The 24687-nt window shown below is 51.5% G+C and carries 22 protein-coding genes and 3 pseudogenes; 20 read left to right on the forward strand and 5 right to left on the reverse strand.

Annotated elements, in window-relative coordinates; all coding sequences use genetic code 11:
- The first annotated feature begins 18 nt into the window (after window positions 1–18).
- From fabH to ptsG, 11 genes are all read left to right on the forward strand, one after another.
- The gene (fabH, locus tag ESM_RS0107525) at window positions 19–972 is read left to right on the forward strand and encodes a beta-ketoacyl-ACP synthase III (RefSeq protein WP_000288127.1); all 954 of its coding nucleotides are present in this window, start codon (window positions 19–21) and stop codon (window positions 970–972) included.
- 15 nt (window positions 973–987) lie between these two features.
- Window positions 988–1917 carry an ACP S-malonyltransferase gene (gene fabD / locus ESM_RS0107530; protein WP_000191390.1) on the forward strand — a complete coding sequence of 310 codons (930 nt, stop codon included), beginning with the start codon at window positions 988–990 and terminating at the stop codon, window positions 1915–1917.
- A 12-nt stretch (window positions 1918–1929) separates the two neighbouring features.
- On the forward strand, window positions 1930–2664 hold the full coding sequence (fabG, locus tag ESM_RS0107535; RefSeq protein ID WP_001008542.1) for a 3-oxoacyl-ACP reductase FabG: 735 nt from the start codon (window positions 1930–1932) through the stop codon (window positions 2662–2664).
- A gap of 210 nt (window positions 2665–2874) precedes the next feature.
- On the forward strand, window positions 2875–3111 hold the full coding sequence (gene acpP / locus ESM_RS0107540; RefSeq protein WP_000103754.1) for an acyl carrier protein: 237 nt from the start codon (window positions 2875–2877) through the stop codon (window positions 3109–3111).
- A gap of 88 nt (window positions 3112–3199) precedes the next feature.
- Complete coding sequence (gene fabF, locus ESM_RS0107545) at window positions 3200–4441, forward strand: beta-ketoacyl-ACP synthase II (protein WP_000044679.1); 1242 nt, start codon at window positions 3200–3202, stop codon at window positions 4439–4441.
- Between the two features lie 119 nt (window positions 4442–4560).
- A complete protein-coding gene (gene pabC / locus ESM_RS0107550) occupies window positions 4561–5370 on the forward strand; it encodes an aminodeoxychorismate lyase (protein ID WP_000478662.1) in 810 nt (269 codons plus the stop codon).
- Between the two features lie 2 nt (window positions 5371–5372).
- Window positions 5373–6395 carry a cell division protein YceG gene (gene yceG, locus ESM_RS0107555; protein ID WP_000756887.1) on the forward strand — a complete coding sequence of 341 codons (1023 nt, stop codon included), beginning with the start codon at window positions 5373–5375 and terminating at the stop codon, window positions 6393–6395.
- The gene (gene tmk, locus ESM_RS0107560; RefSeq protein WP_001257001.1) at window positions 6385–7026 is read left to right on the forward strand and encodes a dTMP kinase; all 642 of its coding nucleotides are present in this window, start codon (window positions 6385–6387) and stop codon (window positions 7024–7026) included. The genes yceG and tmk overlap by 11 nt, the downstream gene beginning before the upstream one ends.
- A complete protein-coding gene (gene holB / locus ESM_RS0107565) occupies window positions 7023–8027 on the forward strand; it encodes a DNA polymerase III subunit delta' (RefSeq protein ID WP_001267909.1) in 1005 nt (334 codons plus the stop codon). The genes tmk and holB overlap by 4 nt, the downstream gene beginning before the upstream one ends.
- A 10-nt stretch (window positions 8028–8037) precedes the next feature.
- Complete coding sequence (locus tag ESM_RS0107570; RefSeq protein ID WP_000480281.1) at window positions 8038–8835, forward strand: metal-dependent hydrolase; 798 nt, start codon at window positions 8038–8040, stop codon at window positions 8833–8835.
- A 294-nt stretch (window positions 8836–9129) separates the two neighbouring features.
- A complete protein-coding gene (ptsG, locus tag ESM_RS0107575; RefSeq protein WP_000475699.1) occupies window positions 9130–10563 on the forward strand; it encodes a PTS glucose transporter subunit IIBC in 1434 nt (477 codons plus the stop codon).
- Between the two features lie 59 nt (window positions 10564–10622).
- On the opposite strand, the pseudogene ESM_RS01000000124305 reads toward ptsG, so the two are convergent.
- A pseudogene (locus ESM_RS01000000124305) lies at window positions 10623–10778 on the reverse strand (TonB-dependent siderophore receptor); the annotation flags it as partial.
- A 286-nt stretch (window positions 10779–11064) separates the two neighbouring features.
- Here ESM_RS01000000124305 and hinT point away from each other — a divergent pair.
- The 8 genes and pseudogenes from hinT to ESM_RS0107620 all read left to right on the forward strand — a co-directional run bounded on the left by hinT (window position 11065) and on the right by ESM_RS0107620 (window position 17331).
- Window positions 11065–11424 (forward strand): purine nucleoside phosphoramidase, encoded by a 360-nt coding sequence (gene hinT / locus ESM_RS0107585; RefSeq protein ID WP_010377279.1) that lies wholly within the window; start codon window positions 11065–11067, stop codon window positions 11422–11424.
- A gap of 2 nt (window positions 11425–11426) precedes the next feature.
- On the forward strand, window positions 11427–11804 hold the full coding sequence (locus ESM_RS0107590) for a YcfL family protein (RefSeq protein ID WP_001225274.1): 378 nt from the start codon (window positions 11427–11429) through the stop codon (window positions 11802–11804).
- A 13-nt stretch (window positions 11805–11817) separates the two neighbouring features.
- Window positions 11818–12467: pseudogene (lpoB, locus tag ESM_RS1000000128350) on the forward strand (penicillin-binding protein activator LpoB).
- Window positions 12448–13272, forward strand: a complete 825-nt coding sequence (gene thiK / locus ESM_RS1000000128355; RefSeq protein WP_001516193.1) for a thiamine kinase — start codon at window positions 12448–12450, stop codon at window positions 13270–13272. Before lpoB ends, thiK begins: the two are co-directional and overlap by 20 nt.
- 10 nt (window positions 13273–13282) lie before the next feature.
- Window positions 13283–14308, forward strand: a complete 1026-nt coding sequence (gene nagZ, locus ESM_RS0107605; RefSeq protein WP_000529327.1) for a beta-N-acetylhexosaminidase — start codon at window positions 13283–13285, stop codon at window positions 14306–14308.
- A 22-nt stretch (window positions 14309–14330) separates the two neighbouring features.
- On the forward strand, window positions 14331–14873 hold the full coding sequence (gene ycfP / locus ESM_RS0107610; protein ID WP_000587920.1) for an alpha/beta hydrolase YcfP: 543 nt from the start codon (window positions 14331–14333) through the stop codon (window positions 14871–14873).
- 386 nt (window positions 14874–15259) lie between these two features.
- Complete coding sequence (gene ndh, locus ESM_RS0107615) at window positions 15260–16564, forward strand: NADH-quinone dehydrogenase (protein WP_010377285.1); 1305 nt, start codon at window positions 15260–15262, stop codon at window positions 16562–16564.
- A 227-nt stretch (window positions 16565–16791) separates the two neighbouring features.
- Window positions 16792–17331: a glycine zipper 2TM domain-containing protein gene (locus ESM_RS0107620; protein WP_010377288.1), complete on the forward strand. Its 540-nt coding sequence runs from the start codon at window positions 16792–16794 to the stop codon at window positions 17329–17331.
- Between the two features lie 61 nt (window positions 17332–17392).
- On the opposite strand, the gene comR is transcribed toward ESM_RS0107620, so the two are convergent.
- The gene (gene comR, locus ESM_RS0107625; protein ID WP_000179798.1) at window positions 17393–18025 is read right to left on the reverse strand and encodes a TetR family copper-responsive transcriptional repressor ComR; all 633 of its coding nucleotides are present in this window, start codon (window positions 18023–18025) and stop codon (window positions 17393–17395) included.
- 240 nt (window positions 18026–18265) lie between these two features.
- Here comR and bhsA point away from each other — a divergent pair.
- Window positions 18266–18524, forward strand: a pseudogene (bhsA, locus tag ESM_RS01000000124315) (multiple stress resistance protein BhsA).
- 82 nt (window positions 18525–18606) lie between these two features.
- Here bhsA and ldtC read toward each other — a convergent pair.
- From ldtC to ESM_RS0107645, 3 genes are all read right to left on the reverse strand, one after another.
- Window positions 18607–19569, reverse strand: coding sequence for a L,D-transpeptidase LdtC (ldtC, locus tag ESM_RS0107635; protein WP_010377295.1), 963 nt, complete (start codon window positions 19567–19569; stop codon window positions 18607–18609).
- A 249-nt stretch (window positions 19570–19818) separates the two neighbouring features.
- Window positions 19819–23265, reverse strand: a complete 3447-nt coding sequence (gene mfd, locus ESM_RS0107640; protein ID WP_010377298.1) for a transcription-repair coupling factor — start codon at window positions 23263–23265, stop codon at window positions 19819–19821.
- Window positions 23266–23392: 127 nt separating this feature from the next.
- The gene (locus ESM_RS0107645; protein ID WP_000810305.1) at window positions 23393–24463 is read right to left on the reverse strand and encodes an acyltransferase family protein; all 1071 of its coding nucleotides are present in this window, start codon (window positions 24461–24463) and stop codon (window positions 23393–23395) included.
- Between the last annotated feature and the right edge of the window lie 224 nt (window positions 24464–24687).

The following is a 24687-nucleotide window of genomic DNA, read 5'->3' on the forward strand; positions in this document are numbered from 1 at the left end:
AAAAGTGACTGAGCGTACATGTATACGAAGATTATTGGTACTGGCAGCTATCTGCCCGAACAAGTGCGGACAAACGCCGATCTGGAAAAAATGGTGGATACCTCTGACGAGTGGATTGTTACTCGTACTGGCATCCGTGAACGTCATATTGCTGCACCAAACGAAACCGTTTCTACCATGGGCTTCGAAGCGGCGACACGTGCAATTGAAATGGCGGGGATCGACAAAGACCAGATTGGCCTGATTGTTGTGGCAACGACTTCTGCCACGCACGCCTTCCCGAGCGCAGCATGTCAGATTCAAAGCATGTTGGGCATTAAAGGTTGCCCGGCGTTTGACGTTGCCGCAGCCTGTGCAGGTTTCACCTACGCCCTGAGCGTAGCTGATCAATATGTGAAATCTGGTGCGGTGAAGTATGCTCTGGTCGTCGGTTCCGATGTACTGGCGCGCACCTGCGATCCAACAGATCGCGGAACCATTATCATTTTTGGTGATGGTGCGGGCGCTGCGGTGCTGGCCGCCTCTGAAGAGCCAGGAATTATCTCCACCCATCTGCATGCCGACGGCAGCTATGGTGAATTGCTGACGCTGCCTAACGCTGACCGTGTGAATCCAGAGAATTCAATTCATCTGACTATGGCAGGCAACGAAGTCTTCAAGGTCGCGGTAACTGAGCTTGCGCACATCGTTGATGAGACGCTGGCGGCGAATAATCTTGACCGTTCTCAACTGGACTGGCTGGTTCCGCATCAGGCGAACCTGCGTATTATCAGCGCAACGGCGAAAAAACTCGGCATGTCGATGGACAATGTCGTCGTGACCCTGGATCGCCACGGTAATACCTCTGCTGCTTCTGTGCCTTGTGCACTTGATGAAGCGGTACGCGATGGGCGTATTAAGCCTGGTCAGTTGGTCCTGCTTGAAGCCTTTGGCGGTGGGTTTACCTGGGGCTCCGCGCTGGTTCGTTTCTAGGATAAGGATTTAAAGATGACGCAATTTGCATTTGTGTTCCCTGGACAGGGTTCTCAAACCGTTGGAATGCTGGCTGATATGGCGGCGAGCTATCCCATTGTTGAAGAAACGCTTGCTGAAGCTTCTGCAGCGCTGGGCTACGACCTGTGGGCGCTGACCCAGCAGGGGCCAGCCGAAGAACTGAATAAAACCTGGCAAACCCAGCCAGCACTGTTAGCTGCATCTGTTGCGCTGTATCGCGTATGGCAGCAGCAAGGCGGCAAAGCTCCAGCAATGATGGCTGGTCACAGCCTGGGCGAATACTCCGCGCTGGTTTGTGCTGGTGTGATTGATTTTGCTGATGCGGTGCGTCTGGTTGAGATGCGCGGCAAGTTCATGCAGGAAGCTGTACCGGAAGGGACTGGCGCAATGGCGGCAATCATCGGTCTGGATGATGCGTCTATTGCTAAGGCTTGTGAAGAAGCAGCGGAAGGCCAGGTGGTTTCTCCGGTAAACTTCAACTCTCCGGGCCAGGTGGTTATTGCCGGTCATAAAGAAGCGGTTGAGCGTGCAGGTGCTGCCTGTAAAGCTGCTGGCGCAAAACGTGCGTTGCCGTTGCCAGTGAGCGTTCCGTCTCATTGTGCGTTGATGAAACCGGCTGCCGACAAGCTGGCTGTTGAATTAGCAAAAATCACTTTTAACGCCCCAACCGTTCCGGTTGTGAACAACGTTGATGTGAAATGCGAAACCAATGGTGATGCCATCCGTGATGCCCTGGTGCGCCAGCTTTATAACCCAGTTCAGTGGACGAAGTCCGTTGAATACATGGCAACGCAAGGCGTAGAACATCTTTATGAAGTCGGCCCGGGCAAAGTGCTTACTGGCCTGACAAAACGCATTGTCGACACCCTGACCGCCTCGGCGCTGAATGAACCTTCAGCGATGGCAGCGGCGCTCGAGCTTTAAAAGAGGAAAATCATGAATTTTGAAGGAAAAATCGCACTGGTAACCGGTGCAAGCCGTGGGATTGGCCGCGCAATTGCTGAAACGCTCGCAGCCCGTGGTGCGAAAGTTATCGGCACTGCGACCAGTGAAAGCGGCGCTCAGGCGATCAGTGATTATTTAGGTGCTAACGGTAAAGGTCTGATGTTGAATGTGACCGACCCGGCATCTATCGAATCTGTTCTGGAAAAAATTCGCGCAGAATTTGGTGAAGTCGATATCCTGGTCAATAATGCCGGTATCACTCGTGATAACCTGTTAATGCGAATGAAAGATGATGAGTGGAACGATATTATCGAAACCAACCTTTCATCTGTTTTCCGTCTGTCAAAAGCGGTAATGCGCGCTATGATGAAAAAGCGTCATGGTCGTATTATCACTATCGGTTCTGTGGTTGGTACCATGGGAAATGGCGGTCAGGCCAACTACGCTGCGGCGAAAGCGGGCTTGATCGGCTTCAGTAAATCACTGGCGCGCGAAGTTGCGTCACGCGGTATTACTGTAAACGTTGTTGCTCCGGGCTTTATTGAAACGGACATGACACGTGCGCTGAGCGATGACCAGCGTGCGGGTATCCTGGCGCAGGTTCCTGCGGGTCGCCTTGGCGGCGCACAGGAAATCGCCAACGCGGTTGCATTCCTGGCATCCGACGAAGCAGCTTACATCACGGGTGAAACTTTGCATGTGAACGGCGGGATGTACATGGTCTGACCGCGAATTGCACAAAATGCTCATGTTGCGCGCAGTCTGCGTGGTTATGAGTAATAATTAGTGCAAAATGATTTGCGTTGTTGGGGGGTATGGCCTCAAAATAGCGTAAAATCGTGGTAAGACCTGCCGGGATTTAGTTGCAAATTTTTCAACATTTTATACACTACGAAAACCATCGCGAAAGCGAGTTTTGATAGGAAATTTAAGAGTATGAGCACTATCGAAGAACGCGTTAAGAAAATTATCGGCGAACAGCTGGGCGTTAAGCAGGAAGAAGTTACCAACAATGCTTCTTTCGTTGAAGACCTGGGCGCGGATTCTCTTGACACCGTTGAGCTGGTAATGGCTCTGGAAGAAGAGTTTGATACTGAGATTCCGGACGAAGAAGCTGAGAAAATCACCACCGTTCAGGCTGCCATTGATTACATCAACGGCCACCAGGCGTAAGTGAACATCTCCAGGCGGTCGTTCGACCGCCTGAGTTTTATCTTTTTGTCCCACTAGAATCATTTTTTTCCCTCCCTGGAGGACAAACGTGTCTAAGCGTCGTGTAGTTGTGACCGGACTGGGCATGTTGTCTCCTGTCGGCAATACCGTAGAGTCTACCTGGAAAGCTCTGCTTGCCGGTCAGAGTGGCATCAGCCTAATCGACCATTTCGATACTAGCGCCTATGCAACGAAATTTGCTGGCTTAGTAAAGGATTTTAACTGTGAGGACATTATCTCGCGCAAAGAACAGCGCAAGATGGATGCCTTCATTCAATATGGAATTGTCGCTGGCGTTCAGGCCATGCAGGATTCTGGCCTTGAAATAACGGAAGAGAACGCAACCCGCATTGGTGCCGCAATTGGCTCCGGGATTGGCGGCCTCGGACTGATCGAAGAAAACCACACATCTCTGATGAACGGTGGTCCACGTAAGATCAGCCCATTCTTCGTTCCGTCAACGATTGTGAACATGGTGGCAGGTCACCTGACTATCATGTATGGCCTGCGTGGCCCAAGCATCTCTATCGCGACCGCCTGTACGTCTGGCGTGCATAACATTGGCCATGCTGCGCGTATTATCGCGTATGGCGATGCTGACGTGATGGTTGCAGGTGGCGCAGAGAAAGCCAGTACGCCGCTGGGCGTTGGTGGTTTCGGCGCGGCACGTGCATTATCTACCCGCAATGATAACCCGCAAGCGGCCAGCCGCCCGTGGGATAAAGAGCGTGATGGTTTCGTACTGGGCGATGGCGCCGGTATGCTGGTGCTCGAAGAGTACGAACACGCAAAAAAACGCGGTGCGAAAATTTACGCTGAACTTGTCGGCTTTGGTATGAGCAGCGATGCCTACCATATGACGTCGCCGCCGGAAAATGGCGCAGGCGCAGCACTGGCAATGGCGAATGCTTTGCGTGATGCAGGCATTGAAGCGAGCCAGATTGGCTACGTTAACGCGCACGGTACTTCAACGCCAGCAGGCGATAAGGCCGAAGCGCAGGCAGTGAAAACCATCTTCGGTGAAGCTGCAAGCCGTGTGCTGGTAAGTTCCACGAAATCCATGACTGGTCACCTGTTAGGTGCAGCGGGTGCAGTAGAGTCTATCTACTCCATCCTGGCCCTGCGCGATCAGGCTGTTCCGCCGACCATCAACCTGGATAACCCGGATGAAGGCTGCGACCTGGATTTTGTGCCGCATGAAGCGCGCCAGGTAAGCGGAATGGAGTACACCCTGTGTAACTCCTTCGGCTTCGGTGGCACCAATGGCTCTTTGATCTTTAAAAAGATCTAATCTGCCATTTTTCACCATTATAAAAGGTCCGCTTGCGGGCCTTTTTTCTTAGGTTTTATTCAGACTTGTTCCGTAGAGAACATGCTGCCACACTAACAATCCTCTGATAAGGAGCCGGTATGTTCTTAATTAACGGTCATAAACAGGATTCGCTGGCAGCGAGCGATCGGGCTACGCAATTTGGCGATGGCTGTTTCACCACAGCCAGAATTATCGACAGAAAAGTCAGCTTATTATCCGCTCACATCACGAGGCTACAGGAAGCCTGTCAGCGCTTAATGATCACCTGTGACTTCTGGTGCCAGCTTGAGCAAGAGATGAAAATTCTGGCGGCAGAGCAGCAGAATGGTGTGCTGAAAGTGGTGATCAGTCGCGGCAGTGGCGGGCGAGGGTACAGCGCATTGAACAGTGGCCCGGCAACGCGGATGCTTTCAGTTACGGCTTATCCAGCACATTACGACCGTTTGCGTAACGAGGGGATGACGCTGGCGCTAAGCCCGGTGCGGCTGGGGCGCAATCCTCATCTTGCAGGTATTAAACATCTGAATCGCCTTGAGCAAGTACTGATCCGCTCTCATCTTGAGCAGACAAACGCTGATGAGGCGCTGGTTCTTGACAGCGAAGGGTGGGTTACGGAATGCTGTGCGGCTAATTTGTTCTGGCGCAAGAACAACGTAGTTTATACGCCGCGTCTGGATCAGGCTGGTGTCAACGGCGTTATGCGACAATTCTGTATTCGTTTACTGGCACAATCCTCTTATCAGGTTGTCGAAGTGCAAGCCACACTGGAAGAAGTGATGCAGGCGGATGAGATGATAGTTTGTAATGCGCTAATGCCGATTATCCCTGTACGCGCTTGTGACGATGTCTCCTTTTCGTCAACAACGCTATATGAATATTTAGCCCCACTTTGTGAGCACCCGAATTAGTCATGAAAAAAGTGTTATTGATTGTCTTGTTATTGCTGGTGGTACTGGGTATCGCTGCTGGTGTGGGCGTCTGGAAAGTTCGCCACCTTGCTGACAGCAAATTACTTATTAAAGAAGAGACTATATTTACCTTGAAACCGGGGACCGGGCGACGGGGGCTCGGTGAACAACTTTATGCCGATAAGATCATCAATCGCCCACGTGTATTTCAATGGTTGCTGCGTATCGAGCCGGATCTTTCTCATTTCAAAGCCGGTACTTACCGTTTTACACCACAGATGACCGTGCGCGAGATGCTGAAATTGCTGGAAAGCGGTAAAGAAGCGCAGTTCCCGCTACGCCTGGTGGAAGGGATGCGTCTGAGCGATTACCTCAAACAATTGCGTGAGGCACCGTATGTTAAGCACACGTTGAGCGACGATAAATACGCCACCGTGGCACAGGCGCTGGAGCTGGAAAACCCGGAGTGGATTGAAGGCTGGTTCTGGCCAGATACCTGGATGTATACCGCCAATACCACTGATGTCGCGTTACTCAAACGAGCGCACAAGAAAATGGTGAAAGCGGTCGATAGCGCCTGGGAAGGTCGTGCAGATGGGCTGCCCTATAAAGATAAAAACCAACTGGTGACCATGGCGTCGATTATCGAAAAAGAAACGGCCGTTGCCAGTGAACGCGATCAGGTTGCCTCGGTATTTATCAACCGTTTACGTATTGGCATGCGTCTGCAGACCGACCCGACGGTGATTTACGGGATGGGAGAGCGTTATAATGGCAAGCTCTCCCGTGCAGATCTGGAAGCACCAACAGCGTATAACACTTATACCATTACCGGTCTGCCGCCAGGCGCAATTGCAACGCCGGGGGCGGATTCGCTGAAGGCTGCTGCGCATCCGGCAAAAACGCCGTATCTCTATTTTGTGGCCGATGGTAAAGGCGGTCACACGTTTAATACCAATCTTGCCAGTCATAACAAGTCTGTGCAGGATTATCTGAAAGTGCTTAAGGAAAAAAATGCGCAGTAAGTATATCGTCATTGAAGGGCTGGAAGGTGCAGGCAAAACTACCGCGCGTAACGTGGTGGTCGAGACGCTTGAGCAACTGGGTATCCGTGACATGGTTTTCACTCGGGAACCTGGCGGCACGCAACTTGCCGAAAAGTTAAGAAGCCTGGTGCTGGATATCAAATCGGTAGGCGATGAAGTCATTACCGATAAAGCCGAAGTGCTGATGTTTTATGCCGCGCGCGTTCAGTTGGTCGAGACTGTCATCAAACCCGCGCTGGCTAATGGAACCTGGGTGATTGGCGATCGCCACGATCTCTCCACTCAGGCGTATCAGGGCGGTGGCCGTGGTATTGACCAGCATATGCTGGCAACGTTACGTGATGCCGTTCTTGGGGATTTTCGTCCTGACTTAACGCTCTATCTCGATGTTACCCCAGAAGTCGGCCTTAAGCGCGCACGTGCGCGTGGCGAGCTGGATCGCATTGAGCAAGAGTCTTTTGATTTCTTTAATCGTACCCGCGCCCGCTACCTGGAACTGGCCGCACAAGATAAAAGCATTCATACCATTGATGCTACCCAGCCGCTGGAAGCCGTTATGGACGCGATTCGCACCACCGTGACTCACTGGGTTAAGGAGCAGGACGCATGAGATGGTATCCATGGTTACGACCTGATTTCGAAAAACTGGTAGCCAGCTATCAGGCCGGAAGGGGTCACCATGCGCTACTGATTCAGGCGTTACCCGGTATGGGCGATGATGCCTTAATCTATGCTCTGAGCCGTTATTTACTTTGCCAACAACCGCAGGGCCACAAAAGCTGTGGTCACTGTCGTGGATGCCAGTTGATGCAGGCGGGGACACATCCCGATTATTACACTCTTGCACCTGAAAAAGGAAAGAACGCGCTGGGCATTGATGCTGTGCGTGAAGTCACTGAAAAATTGAATGAGCACGCACGCTTAGGCGGTGCAAAAGTTGTCTGGGTCACCGATGCCGCCTTGCTGACTGATGCTGCTGCTAATGCCTTGCTGAAAACTCTGGAAGAGCCGCCAGCGGAAACCTGGTTTTTCCTCGCTACACGAGAAATTGAACGCTTACTGGCCACACTGCGCAGCCGTTGTCGCTTGCATTACCTTGCACCACCGCCAGAACAGTACGCGGTGAGCTGGCTTGCGCGTGAAGTGACAATGTCACCAGAGGCCATACTCACCGCATTGCGCCTGAGCGCCGGTTCGCCTGGTGCGGCGTTGGTGTTGTTTCAGGGAGATACCTGGCAGGCACGTGAGACTCTTTGTCAGGCGTTGGCACATAGCGTGCAATCTGGCGACTGGTATTCGATGTTGTCGGCACTTAATCACGAACAAGCTCCGGCGCGTTTACATTGGCTGGCAACTTTGTTGATGGATGCGCTCAAACGCCATTATGACGCCTCACATGTCACCAATGTTGATGTTCCTGGCGTTGTCGCCGCGCTGGCAAACCAGCTTTCTCCCTCTCGCCTGCAGGCTATACTGGGGGATGTTTGCCAAAGTCGTGAACAGTTAATTTCTGTCACAGGCGTAAACCGCGAGCTTCTCATCACCGATCTTTTACTGCGTATTGAGCATTACCTGCAACCGGGCGTTGTGTTACCGGTTCCTCATCTTTAAGAGAGACATTATGTTTTTAGTCGACTCACACTGCCATCTTGATGGTCTGAATTATGAATCTTTGCATAAGGACGTGGATGACGTTCTGGCGAAAGCCGCCGCGCGCGATGTGAAATTTTGTCTGGCGGTTGCCACGACATTACCGGGTTACTTGCATATGCGAGATCTGGTAGGCGAACGTGACAACGTTGCATTTTCTTGCGGTGTACATCCGCTCAACCAGAACGATCCCTACGATGTGGAAGATTTACGCCGCCTGGCGGCAGAAGAGGGGGTTGTTGCGCTGGGTGAAACCGGGCTGGATTATTATTATACGCCGGAAACTAAAGTGCGTCAGCAAGAGTCCTTTATTCACCATATCCAGATTGGCCGCGAACTGAACAAACCGGTTATCGTTCATACGCGCGATGCCCGTGCCGATACGCTGGCAATTCTGCGCGAAGAAAGAGTGACGGATTGCGGTGGCGTACTACACTGTTTTACAGAGGACAGAGAAACAGCGGGCAAGTTACTGGATCTCGGATTTTACATCTCCTTCTCCGGCATTGTGACCTTCCGAAATGCGGAACAACTACGCGATGCTGCGCGCTATGTGCCTCTGGATCGGTTGTTGGTCGAAACTGACTCACCTTATCTGGCACCCGTACCGCATCGAGGAAAAGAGAATCAACCTGCGATGGTTCGTGACGTTGCAGAATACATGGCTGTGTTGAAAGGTGTTGCCGTTGAAGAACTGGCGCAGGTAACCACCGATAACTTCGCCCGTCTGTTTCACATCGACGCTTCCCGCCTTCAATCCATCTGTTGAATGAATTTTTTTTAAGCTCGTAATTAATGGGTAAAACGAGTAAAGTTCACCGCCGCAAATTGGGCGGTGGATAACCACGTTTGAAATATCTTGACATATGTTTTGTCAAAATGTGCAACTTCTCTCATGACCAGAAGTTGAAACGTGATAACCGTCAAACAAATCAACATTGAATTATTTTACTCTGTGTAATAAATAAGGGGCGCTTAGATGCCCTGTATACGGTAAGGCTCTCCCCCCTTGCCACGCGTGAGAACGTTAAAAAAGCACCCATACTCAGGAGCACTCTCAATTATGTTTAAGAATGCATTTGCTAACCTGCAAAAGGTCGGTAAATCGCTGATGCTGCCGGTATCCGTACTGCCTATCGCAGGTATTCTGCTGGGCGTCGGTTCCGCGAATTTCAGCTGGCTACCCGCCGTTGTATCGCATGTTATGGCAGAAGCAGGCGGTTCCGTCTTTGCAAACATGCCACTGATTTTTGCGATTGGTGTTGCCCTCGGCTTTACCAATAACGATGGCGTATCTGCGCTGGCCGCAGTTGTTGCCTATGGCATCATGGTAAAAACCATGGCCGTGGTTGCGCCGCTGGTACTGCATTTACCTGCTGAAGAAATTGCCGCTAAACATCTGGCGGATACAGGCGTACTCGGGGGGATCATCTCCGGTGCGATTGCAGCGTACATGTTTAACCGTTTCTACCGTATTAAGCTGCCTGAGTATCTTGGCTTCTTTGCCGGTAAACGCTTTGTGCCGATCATTTCTGGCCTGGCTGCCATCTTTACTGGCGTTGTGCTGTCCTTCATTTGGCCGCCAATTGGTTCCGCAATCCAGACCTTCTCCCAGTGGGCTGCTTACCAGAACCCGGTAGTTGCGTTTGGTATCTACGGCTTCATCGAACGCTGCCTGGTACCGTTTGGTCTGCACCACATCTGGAACGTACCTTTCCAGATGCAGATTGGTGAATACACCAATGCCGCAGGTCAGGTGTTCCACGGCGATATTCCGCGTTATATGGCGGGTGACCCGACTGCGGGTAAACTGTCTGGCGGCTTCCTGTTCAAAATGTACGGTCTGCCGGCTGCCGCGATTGCTATCTGGCACTCTGCTAAACCAGAAAACCGCGCTAAAGTGGGCGGTATCATGATCTCCGCGGCACTGACCTCGTTCCTGACCGGTATCACCGAGCCGATCGAGTTCTCCTTCATGTTCGTTGCGCCGATCCTGTACATCATCCACGCGATTTTGGCAGGTCTGGCATTCCCAATCTGTATTCTGCTGGGGATGCGTGACGGTACTTCGTTCTCGCACGGTCTGATTGACTTTATCGTACTGTCTGGTAACAGCAGCAACCTGTGGCTGTTCCCGATTGTCGGTATCGGTTATGCGATTGTTTACTACACTATCTTCCGCGTGCTGATTAAAGCTCTGGATCTGAAAACGCCGGGCCGTGAAGACGCAACTGAAGATGCGAAAGCAACCGGTACTAGCGAAATGGCACCGGCTCTGGTTGCCGCATTTGGCGGTAAAGAAAACATCACTAACCTCGACGCATGTATTACCCGTTTGCGCGTCAGCGTTGCTGATGTGTCCAAAGTGGATCAGGCTGGCCTGAAAAAACTGGGCGCAGCGGGCGTAGTGGTTGCTGGTTCTGGTGTTCAGGCGATTTTCGGTACTAAATCCGATAACCTGAAAACTGAAATGGATGAGTACATCCGTAACCACTAATCCGTAAGATGTTGGGGAGACTAAGGCAGCCGAATGGCTGCCTTTTTTATTGGCGCCAATCAGAACGGGTACGTTCCGGTAATGCTGAAATTACGCGGTATACCGTAGACGATAGAACCTTCTACGTTGGTATCATAGGTTTTATCGAACAGGTTATTGACGTTCCCCTGTAACGAGAAGTTTTTTGTCACCTGATAACGGGTGAACAGATCAACTGTCGTTTTCGGCGCGAAAGAATAATGCCAACGCAATACAGGCGGGTAACAATGGCGGCTGTGTATCCCTGTTTAATATATAAACTAAAGAGAAATCATGTTTTCGGTTCATTAGCAGGCGGAAATGGGAATAATAGCGATGTATGCGGCAGTAAAGCGATTTTTTGCTTAATAAATCGTGAGTTAAGGTTGAAAGAGCGGGTTTAACTCGACCATACTCTATACTCGCAGTGTGGCGCGGCGTAGCATGGCGCAACGCATGGCTATTATGAAAAAGGAAAATGTCGTGGCAGAAGAAACTATTTTCAGCAAAATTATTCGTCGTGAGATCCCCTCCGATATCGTTTACCAGGATGATCTGGTAACGGCGTTTCGCGATATTTCGCCGCAAGCGCCAACACATATTCTGATCATTCCTAATATCCTCATTCCTACCGTGAATGACGTGTCAACCGAGCATGAGCAGGCGCTGGGGCGCATGATCACCGTGGCGGCAAAAATCGCTGAGCAGGAAGGGATTGCCGAAGATGGTTACCGTTTGATCATGAATACCAACCGTCATGGTGGACAAGAGGTGTACCACATCCATATGCACCTGCTGGGTGGCCGTCCGTTGGGGCCAATGCTGGCGCATAAAGGTCTGTAACGATGAGAAAAGGATGCTTTGGGCTGGTGTCTCTGGCGCTGTTATTGCTGGTGGGTTGTCGCTCACATCCGGAAATTCCGGTGAATGATGAACAATCTCTGGTGATGGAGTCATCACTTCTGGCTGCTGGTATCAGCGCAGAAAAGCCTGTTTTTTCAATGTCTGACATTCAGTCTTCAGCATCCTCGACGCTCTATAACGAAAGGCAAGAACCCGTTACCGTTCATTATCGTTTTTATTGGTATGACGCCAGAGGGCTGGAGATGCATCCTCTGGAAACGCCACGCAGTGTCACGATTCCCGCGCGTTCAGCGGTGACTCTGTACGGCAGCGCCAATTATCTTGGGGCGCACAAAGTCAGACTTTATATTTATTTGTAAGGGGTGAATCTTGATGACAAAAATGAGTCGCTACGCCTTAATCACCGCGCTGGCGATGTTTCTCGCCGGGTGTGTGGGGCCACGTGAACCCGCACCGGTAGAAGAGGTGAAACCTGCGCCGGAGCAACCTGCCGAGCCGCAACAGCCAGTACCCACGGTGCCATCGGTGCCATCGGTGCCGACGATCCCGCAGCAGCCAGGGCCAATTGAGCACGAAGATCAAACCGCGCCTCCTGCACCGCATATTCGTCATTATGACTGGAATGGCGCAATGCAACCAATGGTCAGTAAGATGCTTGGGGCTGATGGCGTGACTGCGGGGAGCGTTCTGCTGGTTGATAGCGTTAACAACCGTACTAACGGTTCGCTGAATACCGGAGAAGCGACTGAAACGCTGCGTAATGCGCTGGCCAATAACGGTAAATTTACCCTTGTTTCCGCTCAGCAGCTTTCTATGGCTAAGCAGCAGCTTGGTTTGTCGCCGCAGGACAGCTTAGGCACGCGTAGTAAAGCCATAGGCATTGCTCGCAATGTCGGAGCTCATTACGTGCTTTACTCCAGTGCCTCTGGCAACGTCAATGCACCGACCCTACAAATGCAACTGATGTTGGTGCAGACGGGCGAAATATTTGGTCAGGTAAAGGTGCCGTTCAGCAGCAATAATCCCATCACGCGCGACGAATTACTGTCGCGCTATTTTCCGCAGTATCATCCCGTCGCGACGTTTAATCATGGGCTTAGCGGCGGGAGTTTTCTCATTGAATATAAGGATCAGCGTTTTGTTGTGCGTCAGCCGCACGATCCTGATGCGTCGCAGTCCGCGTTTTTACGTCAGTATCGGGTGTTATCACAATTACCTGCATACCTTGCGCCAAAGCCGCATTTATATCTTCGTGGCTGGATGGTGGTTGACTATTTACCCGGCGAGGTAAAAACGCAATTGCCAGATACCGACGAACTGGCTGGCTTGCTGTATTATTTGCATCAACAACCGCGTTTTGGCTGGCGAGTAACGTTGTTGCCGCTACTGGAACTGTACTGGCAGCAAAGCGATCCTGCGCGGCGAACAACGGGGTGGCTGCGAATGTTGAAACGTCTGCGCAAAGCGCGGGAACCACAGCCACTACGCCTGAGTCCGTTGCATATGGATGTTCATGCCGGAAACCTGGTGCATAGCGCGTCAGGGTTAAAACTCATCGACTGGGAGTATGCCGGTGATGGCGATATCGCGCTGGAACTGGCGGCGGTGTGGGTGGAAAATACTGACCAGCACCGACGGTTGGTTAATGATTATGCCGTGCGGGCGAAGATTAATCCGGCGCAATTGTGGCGTCAGGTCAGGCGCTGGTTTCCCTGGTTGCTGATGCTGAAAGCAGGGTGGTTTGAGTACCGCTGGCAACAAACCGGCGATCAACAATTTATCAGGCTGGCCAATGACACCTGGCGGCAGCTATCAATAAAACAATAAGGAGAGCAGTGTGGGTCCAGTAATGTTGGATGTTGAAGGTTACGAACTGGACGCGGAAGAGCGTGAGATTCTCGCGCATCCGCTGGTCGGAGGGCTGATTCTCTTTACGCGTAACTATCACGATCCAGAGCAGTTACGCGAACTGGTGCGTCAGATCCGAGCAGCTTCGCGCAATCACCTGGTGGTGGCGGTGGATCAGGAAGGTGGGCGTGTGCAGCGTTTTCGTGAGGGTTTTACCTGCTTACCGGCGGCGCAATCATTCGCTGCACTGCTGGGAATGGAAGAGGGTGGCAAACTGGCGCAAGAGGCGGGTTGGTTAATGGCCAGCGAAATGATCGCTATGGATATTGATATCAGCTTTGCGCCAGTGCTGGACGTAGGGCATATCAGCGCGGCGATTGGTGAGCGTTCTTATCATGCTGATCCAGAAAAAGCCCTCGCAATCGCCAGCCGATTTATTGATGGTATGCATGAAGCCGGAATGAAAACCACCGGTAAACACTTTCCTGGTCACGGCGCAGTAACTGCTGACTCACATAAAGAGACGCCGTGTGATCCGCGTCCGCAAGCGGAAATTCGTGCCAAAGATATGTCAGTCTTCAGCACGTTAATTCGCGAAAATAAACTCGACGCCATTATGCCTGCGCATGTGATCTACAGTGATGTTGATCCGCGTCCGGCGAGCGGATCTCCCCACTGGCTTAAGACCGTTTTACGTCAGGAACTGGGTTTTGACGGTGTGATTTTCTCTGACGATTTATCGATGGAAGGCGCAGCGATTATGGGCAGTTATGCTGAACGTGGGCAGGCATCACTGGATGCGGGTTGCGATATGATCCTGGTCTGCAATAATCGTAAAGGGGCCGTCAGCGTGTTAGATAATCTGTCACCGATCAAGGCAGAACGTGTTACACGTTTGTATCATAAAGGTTCATTTTCGCGACAGGAACTGATGGACTTGGCTCGCTGGAAAGAGATCAGCGCCCGTCTGAATCAGTTACATGAACGCTGGCAGGAAGAGAAAGCAAGTCACTAACCCTGGCTTATGTGAGGAAGCGATGATTATCTATTTACACGGTTTTGACTCTAACAGTCCGGGTAACCACGAAAAAGTCTTACAATTGCAGTTTATTGATCCCGATGTACGGCTGATAAGCTACAGCACTCTGCACCCGAAACACGATATGCAGCATCTGCTCAAAGAAGTGGACAAAATGCTGCAACTGAATGTTGACGAGCGCCCGTTAATTTGCGGTGTTGGGCTGGGTGGTTACTGGGCGGAGCGGATTGGTTTTCTCTGTGATATCCGCCAGGTGATCTTCAACCCTAATCTGTTCCCTTATGAAAACATGGAAGGGAAGATTGATCGCCCGGAAGAGTACGCTGATATTGCTACTAAGTGTGTGACCAACTTCCGCGAGAAGAATCGCGATCGTTGCCTGGTGATCTTGTCGCGTCACGATGAAGCGCTTAATAGCCAGCGGACATCTGAAGAGTTGCATCATTATTACGAGATTGTCTGGGACGAAGAGCAGACGCACAAGTTCAAAAACATCTCCCCGCATTTGCAGCGTATTAAAGCGTTCAAAACCCTCGGTTAAAAGCTATCATCGGTCGCATCAGGTAACCTTGCCGCTATCTGATGCGCCCCGGATTCTGTAGGTCGGATAAGGCGTCCACGCCGCATCCGACAGCCGTGCACCAATGTCTGATGTGCATCTTATCAGGCCTAACACCTCACCCTGTTTCACTCTCCCGAAGCTGCTTGAACAATAAACAAAGCACTGTGTTTTTTGATCTCATCCGGTAAATCCGATTATCTTTTCAGCAACAAAACTTGATTCACATCAATTTTGGTATGACCAATGCACCATTCATGTTATTCTCAATAGCGAAGAACATTTTCATCACTGTAACCTGCTGTTAATTAAGGGCTATGATCATAACCATTAATTAACAATTGGTTAATAAATTTAAGGAGGTCACGTTGACTACGCCATTGAAAAAGATTGTGATTGTCGGCGGCGGTGCTGGTGGGCTGGAAATGGCGACACAGCTTGGACATAAGTTGGGGCGCAAGAAAAAAGCCAAAATTACGCTGGTAGATCGTAACCACAGCCATCTGTGGAAACCGCTGCTGCACGAAGTGGCGACTGGATCGCTCGATGAAGGCGTTGATGCGCTGAGCTATCTGGCCCATGCACGTAATCATGGTTTCCAGTTCCAGTTAGGTTCTGTGGTTGATATCGATCGTGAAGCGAAAACAATCACCATTGCTGAACTGCGCGACGAAAAAGGCGAACTGCTGGTGCCTGAACGCAAAATTGCCTATGACACGCTGGTAATGGCATTGGGCAGCACCTCCAACGATTTCAATACGCCGGGTGTAAAAGAGAACTGCATTTTCCTCGATAACCCGCACCAGGCGCGTCGTTTCCACCAGGAGATGCTGAATCTGTTCCTGAAGTACTCTGCTAATTTGGGCGCCAATGGCAAAGTGAACATTGCGATTGTCGGCGGCGGCGCTACTGGCGTGGAACTCTCTGCCGAACTGCACAATGCGGTGAAACAACTACATAGTTACGGTTACAAAGGGCTGACTAACGAAGCCCTGAATGTAACGCTGGTGGAAGCGGGCGAGCGAATTTTGCCAGCATTGCCGCCACGTATCTCTGCTGCGGCTCACAGTGAGTTAACGAAACTGGGCGTTCGCGTACTGACGCAAACGATGGTGACCAGTGCCGATGAAGGCGGTTTGCACACTAAAGATGGCGAATATATTCAGGCCGATCTGATGGTGTGGGCTGCCGGAATTAAAGCGCCGGATTTCCTGAAAGATATTGGTGGGCTGGAAACCAACCGTATCAACCAACTGGTGGTGGAACCGACGCTGCAAACCACGCGCGATCCAAACATTTATGCCATTGGCGACTGTGCGTCGTGTCCGCGTCCGGAAGGGGGCTTTGTACCGCCGCGCGCCCAGGCCGCACATCAGATGGCTACCTGCGCAATGAACAATATTCTGGCGCAGATGAACGGTAAACCACTAAAAAATTATCAGTATAAGGATCACGGTTCGCTGGTATCACTGTCGAACTTCTCTACCGTTGGTAGCCTGATGGGTAACCTGACCCGAGGTTCGATGATGATTGAAGGACGTATTGCGCGTTTTGTGTACGTTTCTCTGTACCGCATGCATCAGATTGCGCTGCATGGCTACTTTAAAACGGGGCTGATGATGCTGGTAGGTAGCATTAACCGCGTGATCCGTCCGCGTCTGAAACTGCATTAATTGGCTTGTACTGGCGGATGTGGTGTGAACGCCTCATCCGCCCTTACAGGAAGAGGACGATTTGTGAGCCTGATAAGACGCGTTAAGTGTCGCATCAGGCATCCCTTCAGACTCATCTGAATCATTCAGTATTTCCTGCTATTCCCGCGTTTTTCATCTTCTGTCTGATAGCGGCTTTTCCTCTTCGCTTGCATGATTGGCATAACTGCAAAGAAGGAGGTGTTCCCGTGAATAAATCAATGTTGGCGGGTATCGGGATTGGTGTCGCGGCTGCGCTCGGCGTAGCGGCAGTAGCCAGTCTGAACGTGTTTGAACGTGGCCCGCAATACGCTCAGGTTGTTTCTGCAATCCCAATCAAGGAAACAGTTAAAACACCGCGCCAGGAGTGCCGCAACGTCACGGTGACTCACCGCCGACCGGTGCAGGATGAAAATCGCATCGCCGGTTCGGTTCTGGGCGCTGTGGCGGGCGGGGTTATAGGGCATCAGTTTGGCGGTGGGCGCGGTAAAGATGTTGCCACCGTTGTGGGGGCGCTTGGTGGTGGGTATGCCGGTAATCAGATTCAGGGCTCTCTCCAGGAAAGCGATACTTACACGACCACCCAACAGCGTTGTAAAACGGTATATGACAAGTCAGAAAAAATGCTGGGATATGACGTGACCTATAAGATTGGCGATCAGCAGGGCAAAATCCGCATGGGTAGCGCTCCGGGCACACAAATCCCATTGGATAACAACGGACAACTGGTTCTGAATAACAAAGTATAAAAAAGCTGTACTCTGCAATTTAGCCCCTCATTCGCTCAGGCTGAGGGGCTTTTTTTGCGTCTTATTTCACCAGCGCTGGCCATAAGCGCAATGTTGTCCGCGAAATCTGCATTAGTTTTTCCAGCGATGCGCCTTCCCGGGCACTGATCGACATCCCCTGAATTATACAATTAAGAAATTCCGCAAGATGCGTTACGTCACAGTGGGCAGGAATTTCCCCGCGAGCCTGGCGTTGACATAAAAACTGTTGCAAGGTGCGTTCCTGCATCGCGTGGCGTGACTTTACGGTATGGGCGATATCTCCAGAATCCGGGGAGAGCGTGGCGCAGTTGTTAATCATAAAGCAACCTGCAGGGGTGTCTTTACTGGTAAAACAGCTCGCGATGGCGGCGAAATAGTCTGCCAGTGCAGACTCCACGCTTTTCTCTTCACAAAACAATTGCGCTTCGTGCTTTGCGGCAAAACGGTCGATATACCGGTCAAGTACGGCGCGGAATAATCCCTCTTTGTTGGTGAATTCCGCATACAGCGTCGGCGCTTTGGCTCCGGTCGCTTCGACGAGATCGGCAAGGGAAGTTGCTTCATAACCGTGCAGCCAGAACAGTTTCATAGCCTTATCAAGCGCGGCTTCCCTGTCGAACATTTTGGGGCGGCCACGGCTTTTTTTTACACAATGTGCTGAGTCAGTTGCCATGATGCCGTTGTACCTTGTAGCTGTGAATGAATGATTATTATAAAAATAATCACCACCGTTCACCAGTCCAGAGAGCAGAAAAATAATTGCTCTCTATTTAACTGAAATTTAAAGAGTTTTAATTTAATTAATGAGTGTTATAAAAAATATCTTGTATGTGATCCAGATCACATCTATCATTTAGTTATCGATCGTTAAGTAATTGCTTGCGACGCCATTCATCTGCATAAGGTCACTATTATGAAAAACGTAAAAACCCTCATCACTGCGGCGATTTTAAGCTCCATGTCATTTGCCAGCTTTGCGGCTGTCGAAGTTCAGGCAACACCAGAAGGTCAACAAAAAGTGGGTACTATCAGTGCTAACGCGGGGACAAATCTGGGATCGCTGGAAGAACAACTGGCACAAAAAGCGGATGAGATGGGCGCAAAATCTTTCCGTATTACTTCAGTAACCGGCCCGAATAACCCTTCATGGAACGGCAGTAATTTATAAATAAGCATTAACCCTCATTAATGCCCGCTACTGCTGCTTTTTTTCCCCGCGACATGCCGTGCCGCGGGGATTTTTTTATCCGGTATTTACAACGCTTGTTGGTTCACTTGATGACGACGTACATCCACCGGCATTCCTGAACGTACATCCATTACATGCTGCATTACTTCGGCGTCAGTTTGCGCTGCATTTTTAAATGCCTGCATCGCACTATTGAGCGTAATCGGCAACAATTGCGGATCGTCATCAATCTTCTCTGACAGAGGCTGATGCACTTCTACCAGGCGTGTGCCATTTGGCTCGGCAGAGACTTTAATCGGTGTGTTGATAATGTTCACTTTGGTGCCAGGGGTGACCTGGCTGAAAAGTGTTTTGATATCGTCATCGCGCAGACGAATACAGCCGGAACTTACCCGCATACCAATGCCGAAATCGGCGTTTGTACCGTGAAGTAAATAAACGCCGTCATAGGCCGCCAGACGGATCGCATGATGACCCATCGGATTATCCGGTCCTGCCGGAACAACAGCCGGAAGTTCGATGCCCTGGGCTTTATAACGGGCGCGGATGTTTGCGGTAGGTGTCCATGTTGGGTTAGCTCGCTTGTCCGAAACGGTAGTTACCATTGTTGGCGTCAATGTGTCTCCGCCTAACTGGCCAATGCCGATCGGATATACGGTCACCGAATTTTTACCCGGTGGATAATAATAGAGACGTAACTCTGCAATATTGATCACAATGCCTTCACGTGGCGCATCCGGCAGCAGCGTTTGCAACGGAATCGTTAACACGCTTCCGGCTCGTGGTACATACGGATCAACGCCAGGGTTGGCCTGTAACAGCGCCAGGAAACCGACGTTATATTTTTTGGCGATGGCTTCCAGCGAACCACCGTCATTCTCCACCACATGAAATTTGTTTTCACCAACCAGACGACTACCCGCAGGCGGCAGCGGCCAGGTATTGGCTTTTGCCGGTAGCGCCAGTGCTACGGCTGCGGCGAACGTAAAATACGTCAGCCAGCGAGAAAAACGCGTTTTGATCATCACCAAAAATCCATAAAAAATATAATGTTATTGTAATAAAAAGATAAGTATGAATTATGAATGGTGGCAGTGTCGGGTAGTGCAGGGAAGTGCAAAGAATTTGTAAATATTAGGAGAGATGCTGGTTCATGCCCGATGCGGTGTGAACGCCTTATCCGCCTGCAAATTCAATACACGGTAGGCCTGATAAGCGTAGCAAATTTTGTTTATGCTTTGTGTCTAAAGGGGGCATAACCGCCCCCCGATTTACTACTACGCGATGGCGTTCTCTTCCAGCTCACGCATAAACTGGCGCACCCAGTCGATACGTTGTTTCCGCTCGCTCAAATCCTGAATAAACTTCAGGCGCGTCGGGCCATCGAGACGATAGTGCTGCGGCTGTTTTTGCAGCAAACCAATCAACCAGGCTGGATTCACGTGATTCTTCTCGGCAAATTCGATCACGCCGCCTTTCTCATTCCCCTCCAGCTTCCGGATCCCCAGCTTCTGCGCTTGCTGGCGCAGGCGGGCAATCTCCAGCAGAGTACGTGCCGGATCCGGCAGCAGGCCGAAGCGATCGATAAGCTCTACTTTGATCTCTTCCAGTTCATTTTCCGTTTTGGCGCTGGCAATGCGTTTATAGAACGACAGACGTGTATTCACGTCAGGGATGAAATCGTCCGGCAGTAGCGACGGCATCCGCAGTTCGACTTCCGTTTGCTGGCTGGTGAGATCTTCCAGCGACGGCTCGCGTCCGGCTTTCAGCGCATCAACGGCGTTTTCCAGCAACTCCATATACAGCGAGAAACCGATGGTTTCCATCGAACCACTTTGTTCTTCACCGAGCAGTTCACCCGCACCGCGAATCTCCAGATCGTGAGTTGCCAGCGCAAAGCCCGCGCCAAGGTCTTCCAGAGACGCAATCGCCTCGAGACGTTTTTGCGCATCGGGAGTCATCGCTTTCGGATGTGGCGTCAGCAGCCACGCATACGCCTGATGGTGTGAGCGTCCGACGCGACCGCGCAACTGGTGCAACTGCGCCAGACCGAAATGATCCGCGCGTTCAATGATAATGGTGTTGGCGGTAGGAATGTCGATCCCGGTTTCGATAATTGTGGTACAAACCAGCACGTTGAAACGCTGGTGATGGAAATCATTCATCACCCGTTCCAGTTCGCGCTCACGCATCTGCCCGTGACCGATGGCAATTCGTGCTTCTGGCACCAGTTCCGCCAGCCGTTCGGCGGCTTTCTGGATGTTTTCCACGTCATTGTAGAGATAATAAACCTGTCCCCCACGCAAAATTTCACGCAGGACGGCCTCCCGGACGACCAGGCTGTCGTACTCGCGGACAAACGTTTTGACCGCCAGACGACGGGCGGGCGGTGTGGCGATAATTGACAGATCGCGCATTCCACTCATTGCCATGTTCAGCGTGCGCGGAATTGGTGTCGCGGTGAGCGTCAGTATGTCGACGTTCGCGCGCATCGCTTTAATGCGTTCTTTATGACGGACACCAAAGCGGTGTTCTTCATCGACAATCAGCAAGCCCAAATCTTTAAACTTGACGTCGTTTTGCAGCAGTTTGTGCGTGCCGATCAAAATATCGATTTTCCCTTCCGCCACTTCCGTAAGGATTTGCGCCTGTTCTTTGGCGCTGCGGAAACGGGAGATCATTTCGATGCGCACCGGACAGTTAGCAAAACGGTCGCGGAAGTTGTCGTAGTGTTGTTGGGCGAGGAGGGTGGTTGGCACCAGCACTGCCACCTGCTTGTGGTTTTCCACCGCCAGGAAAGCGGCACGCATCGCCACTTCCGTTTTACCAAAGCCAACGTCACCGCACACCAGACGATCCATTGCCAGTGGCCGACACATGTCGCTAAGAACTGCGTTGATGGCCTGCGCCTGATCCGGCGTGGTTTCGAACGGGAAGCTGTCGCAGAACAATTGATATTGTTCGCGATCGTGTTTAAACGCGAAGCCTTCTTTGGCAGCGCGTTGGGCGTAGATATCCAGCAGTTCCGCTGCCACATCACGCACTTTTTCCGCCGCTTTCTGCCGCGCCCGTGACCACACATCTCCGCCAAGTTTATGCAGCGGAGCGTTTTCTTCTGCGCCACCGGCGTAACGGCTAATCAGGTGCAGCGATGACACCGGAACATACAGTTTGGCGTCGTTGGCGTAGGTGAGCATCAGATACTCGCCCGTAATGCCGCCAGCCTCCAGCGTGGTCATTCCGGCATAGCGCCCGACGCCATGTTCCAGGTGAACAACCGGCTGGCCGATATGCAGCTCCGCGAGGTTGCGGATCAGCGTGTCTGGGTTGATGGCGCGACGAGAGTCCTGACGACGACGGGCAACACGTTCACCGAGCAGATCGCTTTCACAAATCAGCGCCAGATGACGTACTGTATCGATAAAACCATGTTCGGCAGCACCGATCATCAGATAACGTCCACGCTCGCTGGCCTCATCGAGACGCATAATGCGTTGCGGGGCAATTTTGATTCGGGCGAGCAGTTCCCCGAGTGCTTCGCGGCGGCCTTCACTTTCTACCGAGAACACCACCGGGCCATCGAAGGATTCGAGAAATTTACGCAGCGCATCCAGCGGCGCTTTTTGTTGCGCCTGAATGGCCAGGTCTGGCAGTTTCTGAAAACCTAAATTGGCATTCGCTGCTTTCGTCGGTAAATGCTCGGTTTTAAGCTGCACGCGAGGCCAGTTTTTTAACGCCGAGAAAAGTTCATCCACTCGCAGCCAGAGCGATTGTGGCGGCAATAGCGGTCGCATCGGATCGACGCCGCGACTTTCAAAACGCGCCAGCGTATCGGCCTGGAAACGTTCGGCACTGTTTTCCAGATCGCCGGTATTCACCAGCAACGTATTGGCCGGGAAATAACTGAACAGTGGCGGCAGCGGTTCGCTGAAGAACAGCGGCTGCCAGTATTCGATCCCGGCAGGCAGCGTGCCTTTACTCACTTGCTGGTAAATATGTTCCGGATCGCGTTTCACCTCAAAAGTATCGCGCCACTGACTGCGGAACAGCTCAATCGCCGCTTTATCGGTCGGAAATTCATGCGCGGGCAGCAGGTTGATGGCTTCCACTTCTTCCAGCGTGCGCTGGCTGTCGACGTCAAATACCCGCAGGCTGTCGATTTCATCATCAAAAAAATCAAGACGATAAGGCAGTTCGCTGCCCATTGGGAAAAGATCCAGCAACGCACCACGCGTGGCGTATTCGCCGTGCTCCATCACCTGATCAACATGGCGATAACCGGCGCTGTCCAGTTGGGTACGCAATGCATCGCGCGATAACCGCTGACCTTTTTTCATTACCAGCGCATGGCCGTGGAGAAAACTGTGCGGGCAAACGCGCTGCATAAGCGTATTCACCGGAACAATCAGTACGCCACGCTGCATTGATGGTAACTGGTAAAGGGTGGAAAGACGCGAGGAGATAATGTCCTGATGAGGCGAAAAACTGTCGTAGGGGAGGGTTTCCCAGTCCGCCAGGTTCATCACCATCTGGTCGGTGAACTGGCTGATTTCATCGTGCAAACGCAGGGCATTTTGCATATCTGGTGCAATAAGCACCACCGGTCCGGCGTGACGTTCGGCAATTTCGGCTACCAGCGTCGCGCAGGCAGCTCCGGTTAACTCGCCCAGCAGACGCTGCTCACCCGCTTTGACGGGCAGCGTATAACGATATTGTTCAGGCATAACAGTTGTCAGAGTCTCGTTAGGATATGCCTCAACATATGGGGGCATATCTCTGATAAGCAATGCTGTTCATTATCCGGAATCGACATGGTTTAGCAAATTGAATCGCCCCGGCTGGGGCGATGGCTTAGCGAGAGTAACTGGTTGCAGGCAGAGAAGGCGGGGAGAACAACAGATCGTTGAATGCGCGTTGTGAAAATTTTCGCACCAGCAAGCCAGCCAGTGTGCAAATCAACAAACTGACAAAGGGATAAACCAGCAGGAGCGCCAGTTCGATTGGCGGCGACCAGCGCGCCGCGTTTATTTGCGGAATCAGACTTAAGCTGAATATCTCTACCAGAATGCGATGGGTGGTGTAGATGGCGATGGTGTTGGAACCAATCACATTCAACAGGCTGAGGGAACGCAGACCGAAGCGCTGCTCGAACTGATAAAACAGCTTCATAATCACCACAATCGACACCAGCGACAGTAGTAGCGACACGTTCAACAACCAGGCTCCGATCGCCAGAACAGCCAGCAGCACTGCTATCAACAGATGGCGACGTAGCGGCACCTCTTTAACGTAGGTCATCAACGTTGAGCCAAACCATGCGCCAAGACTGTAATAAGGCAAATTGCGGATCACACTGTTCATCCCCCACCACGGTGTGGGAACGAAATTAACAGCCACGCTCATCAGTACAAACAGGGCGAATAACGGCAGTGCCTGGCGGTTAAAAGCTTTACACACCACGAAATAGACGATTAAGGCATACAGATACCACAAGCTGGTGCTGGCGGTGGCCATCCCATGCAGGAACTCGCCGGTGGAATCGGCATAAGCAGCATTGGCGGTATTGTTTAAATCGCGCTCTGGTGCCAGCCATTGGTTGAGCGCGCTCAACGCCAGCCACTGGACAATGCCCCAAAGCGCCAGCACCCAAAAGATGCTCCAGATGCGTTTATCGACACAATTACCCCACGGCACGCTGTCGATGTAGCGGCGAATCAAATAGCCGGATATAAAGAAAAAGACCGGCATCCGAAAGGGTGCAAGGTAAAGATTGAAATAGATCCAGCATTTGCTCAAGACTTCCGATAACGGATGCTGGAAAGTGGTCAGATGCGGATAAAAGGTAACAACCGAGTGATAAACCACCACCAGGCAAATACATAACCCTTTGATCTGATTAATCCATAGCTCTTTTTGTTTCATCAGGACAACGCGCTCATAAAATTTAACATGCCGTTGATCCTGCGGGGTGAGCGGCGTGGTGTAATGCGTATCTGTCTGTATTTGGTTATTTTTCAGATAAAGATCAGGTTACAAGGCAGATGAGAAAACGAGACACTTTAGCCGATTGATTTACTGATACTTTTCAGATTAGCCCTGACGATCACTTACAGTTCAGGCGTTTACCCATCCTGCTTTCGCTTATA

The organism is Escherichia sp. TW09308 (assembly GCF_000208565.1).
Taxonomy (GTDB): Bacteria; Pseudomonadota; Gammaproteobacteria; order Enterobacterales; family Enterobacteriaceae; genus Escherichia; species Escherichia marmotae.

Bases quoted from the DNA above. Each gene is read 5' to 3' on its own strand.
- fabH (WP_000288127.1), top strand. From the start codon at position 19: ATGTATACGAAGATTATTGGTACTGGCAGCTATCTGCCCGAACAAGTG.
- fabD (WP_000191390.1), top strand. From the start codon at position 988: ATGACGCAATTTGCATTTGTGTTCCCTGGACAGGGTTCTCAAACCGTT.
- fabG (WP_001008542.1), top strand. From the start codon at position 1,930: ATGAATTTTGAAGGAAAAATCGCACTGGTAACCGGTGCAAGCCGTGGG.
- acpP (WP_000103754.1), top strand. From the start codon at position 2,875: ATGAGCACTATCGAAGAACGCGTTAAGAAAATTATCGGCGAACAGCTG.
- pabC (WP_000478662.1), top strand. From the start codon at position 4,561: ATGTTCTTAATTAACGGTCATAAACAGGATTCGCTGGCAGCGAGCGAT.
- yceG (WP_000756887.1), top strand. From the start codon at position 5,373: ATGAAAAAAGTGTTATTGATTGTCTTGTTATTGCTGGTGGTACTGGGT.
- tmk (WP_001257001.1), top strand. From the start codon at position 6,385: ATGCGCAGTAAGTATATCGTCATTGAAGGGCTGGAAGGTGCAGGCAAA.
- holB (WP_001267909.1), top strand. From the start codon at position 7,023: ATGAGATGGTATCCATGGTTACGACCTGATTTCGAAAAACTGGTAGCC.
- ESM_RS0107570 (WP_000480281.1), top strand. From the start codon at position 8,038: ATGTTTTTAGTCGACTCACACTGCCATCTTGATGGTCTGAATTATGAA.
- ptsG (WP_000475699.1), top strand. From the start codon at position 9,130: ATGTTTAAGAATGCATTTGCTAACCTGCAAAAGGTCGGTAAATCGCTG.
- ESM_RS0107590 (WP_001225274.1), top strand. From the start codon at position 11,427: ATGAGAAAAGGATGCTTTGGGCTGGTGTCTCTGGCGCTGTTATTGCTG.
- ycfP (WP_000587920.1), top strand. From the start codon at position 14,331: ATGATTATCTATTTACACGGTTTTGACTCTAACAGTCCGGGTAACCAC.
- comR (WP_000179798.1), bottom strand. From the start codon at position 18,025: ATGGCAACTGACTCAGCACATTGTGTAAAAAAAAGCCGTGGCCGCCCC.
- mfd (WP_010377298.1), bottom strand. From the start codon at position 23,265: ATGCCTGAACAATATCGTTATACGCTGCCCGTCAAAGCGGGTGAGCAG.
- ESM_RS0107645 (WP_000810305.1), bottom strand. From the start codon at position 24,463: ATGAAACAAAAAGAGCTATGGATTAATCAGATCAAAGGGTTATGTATT.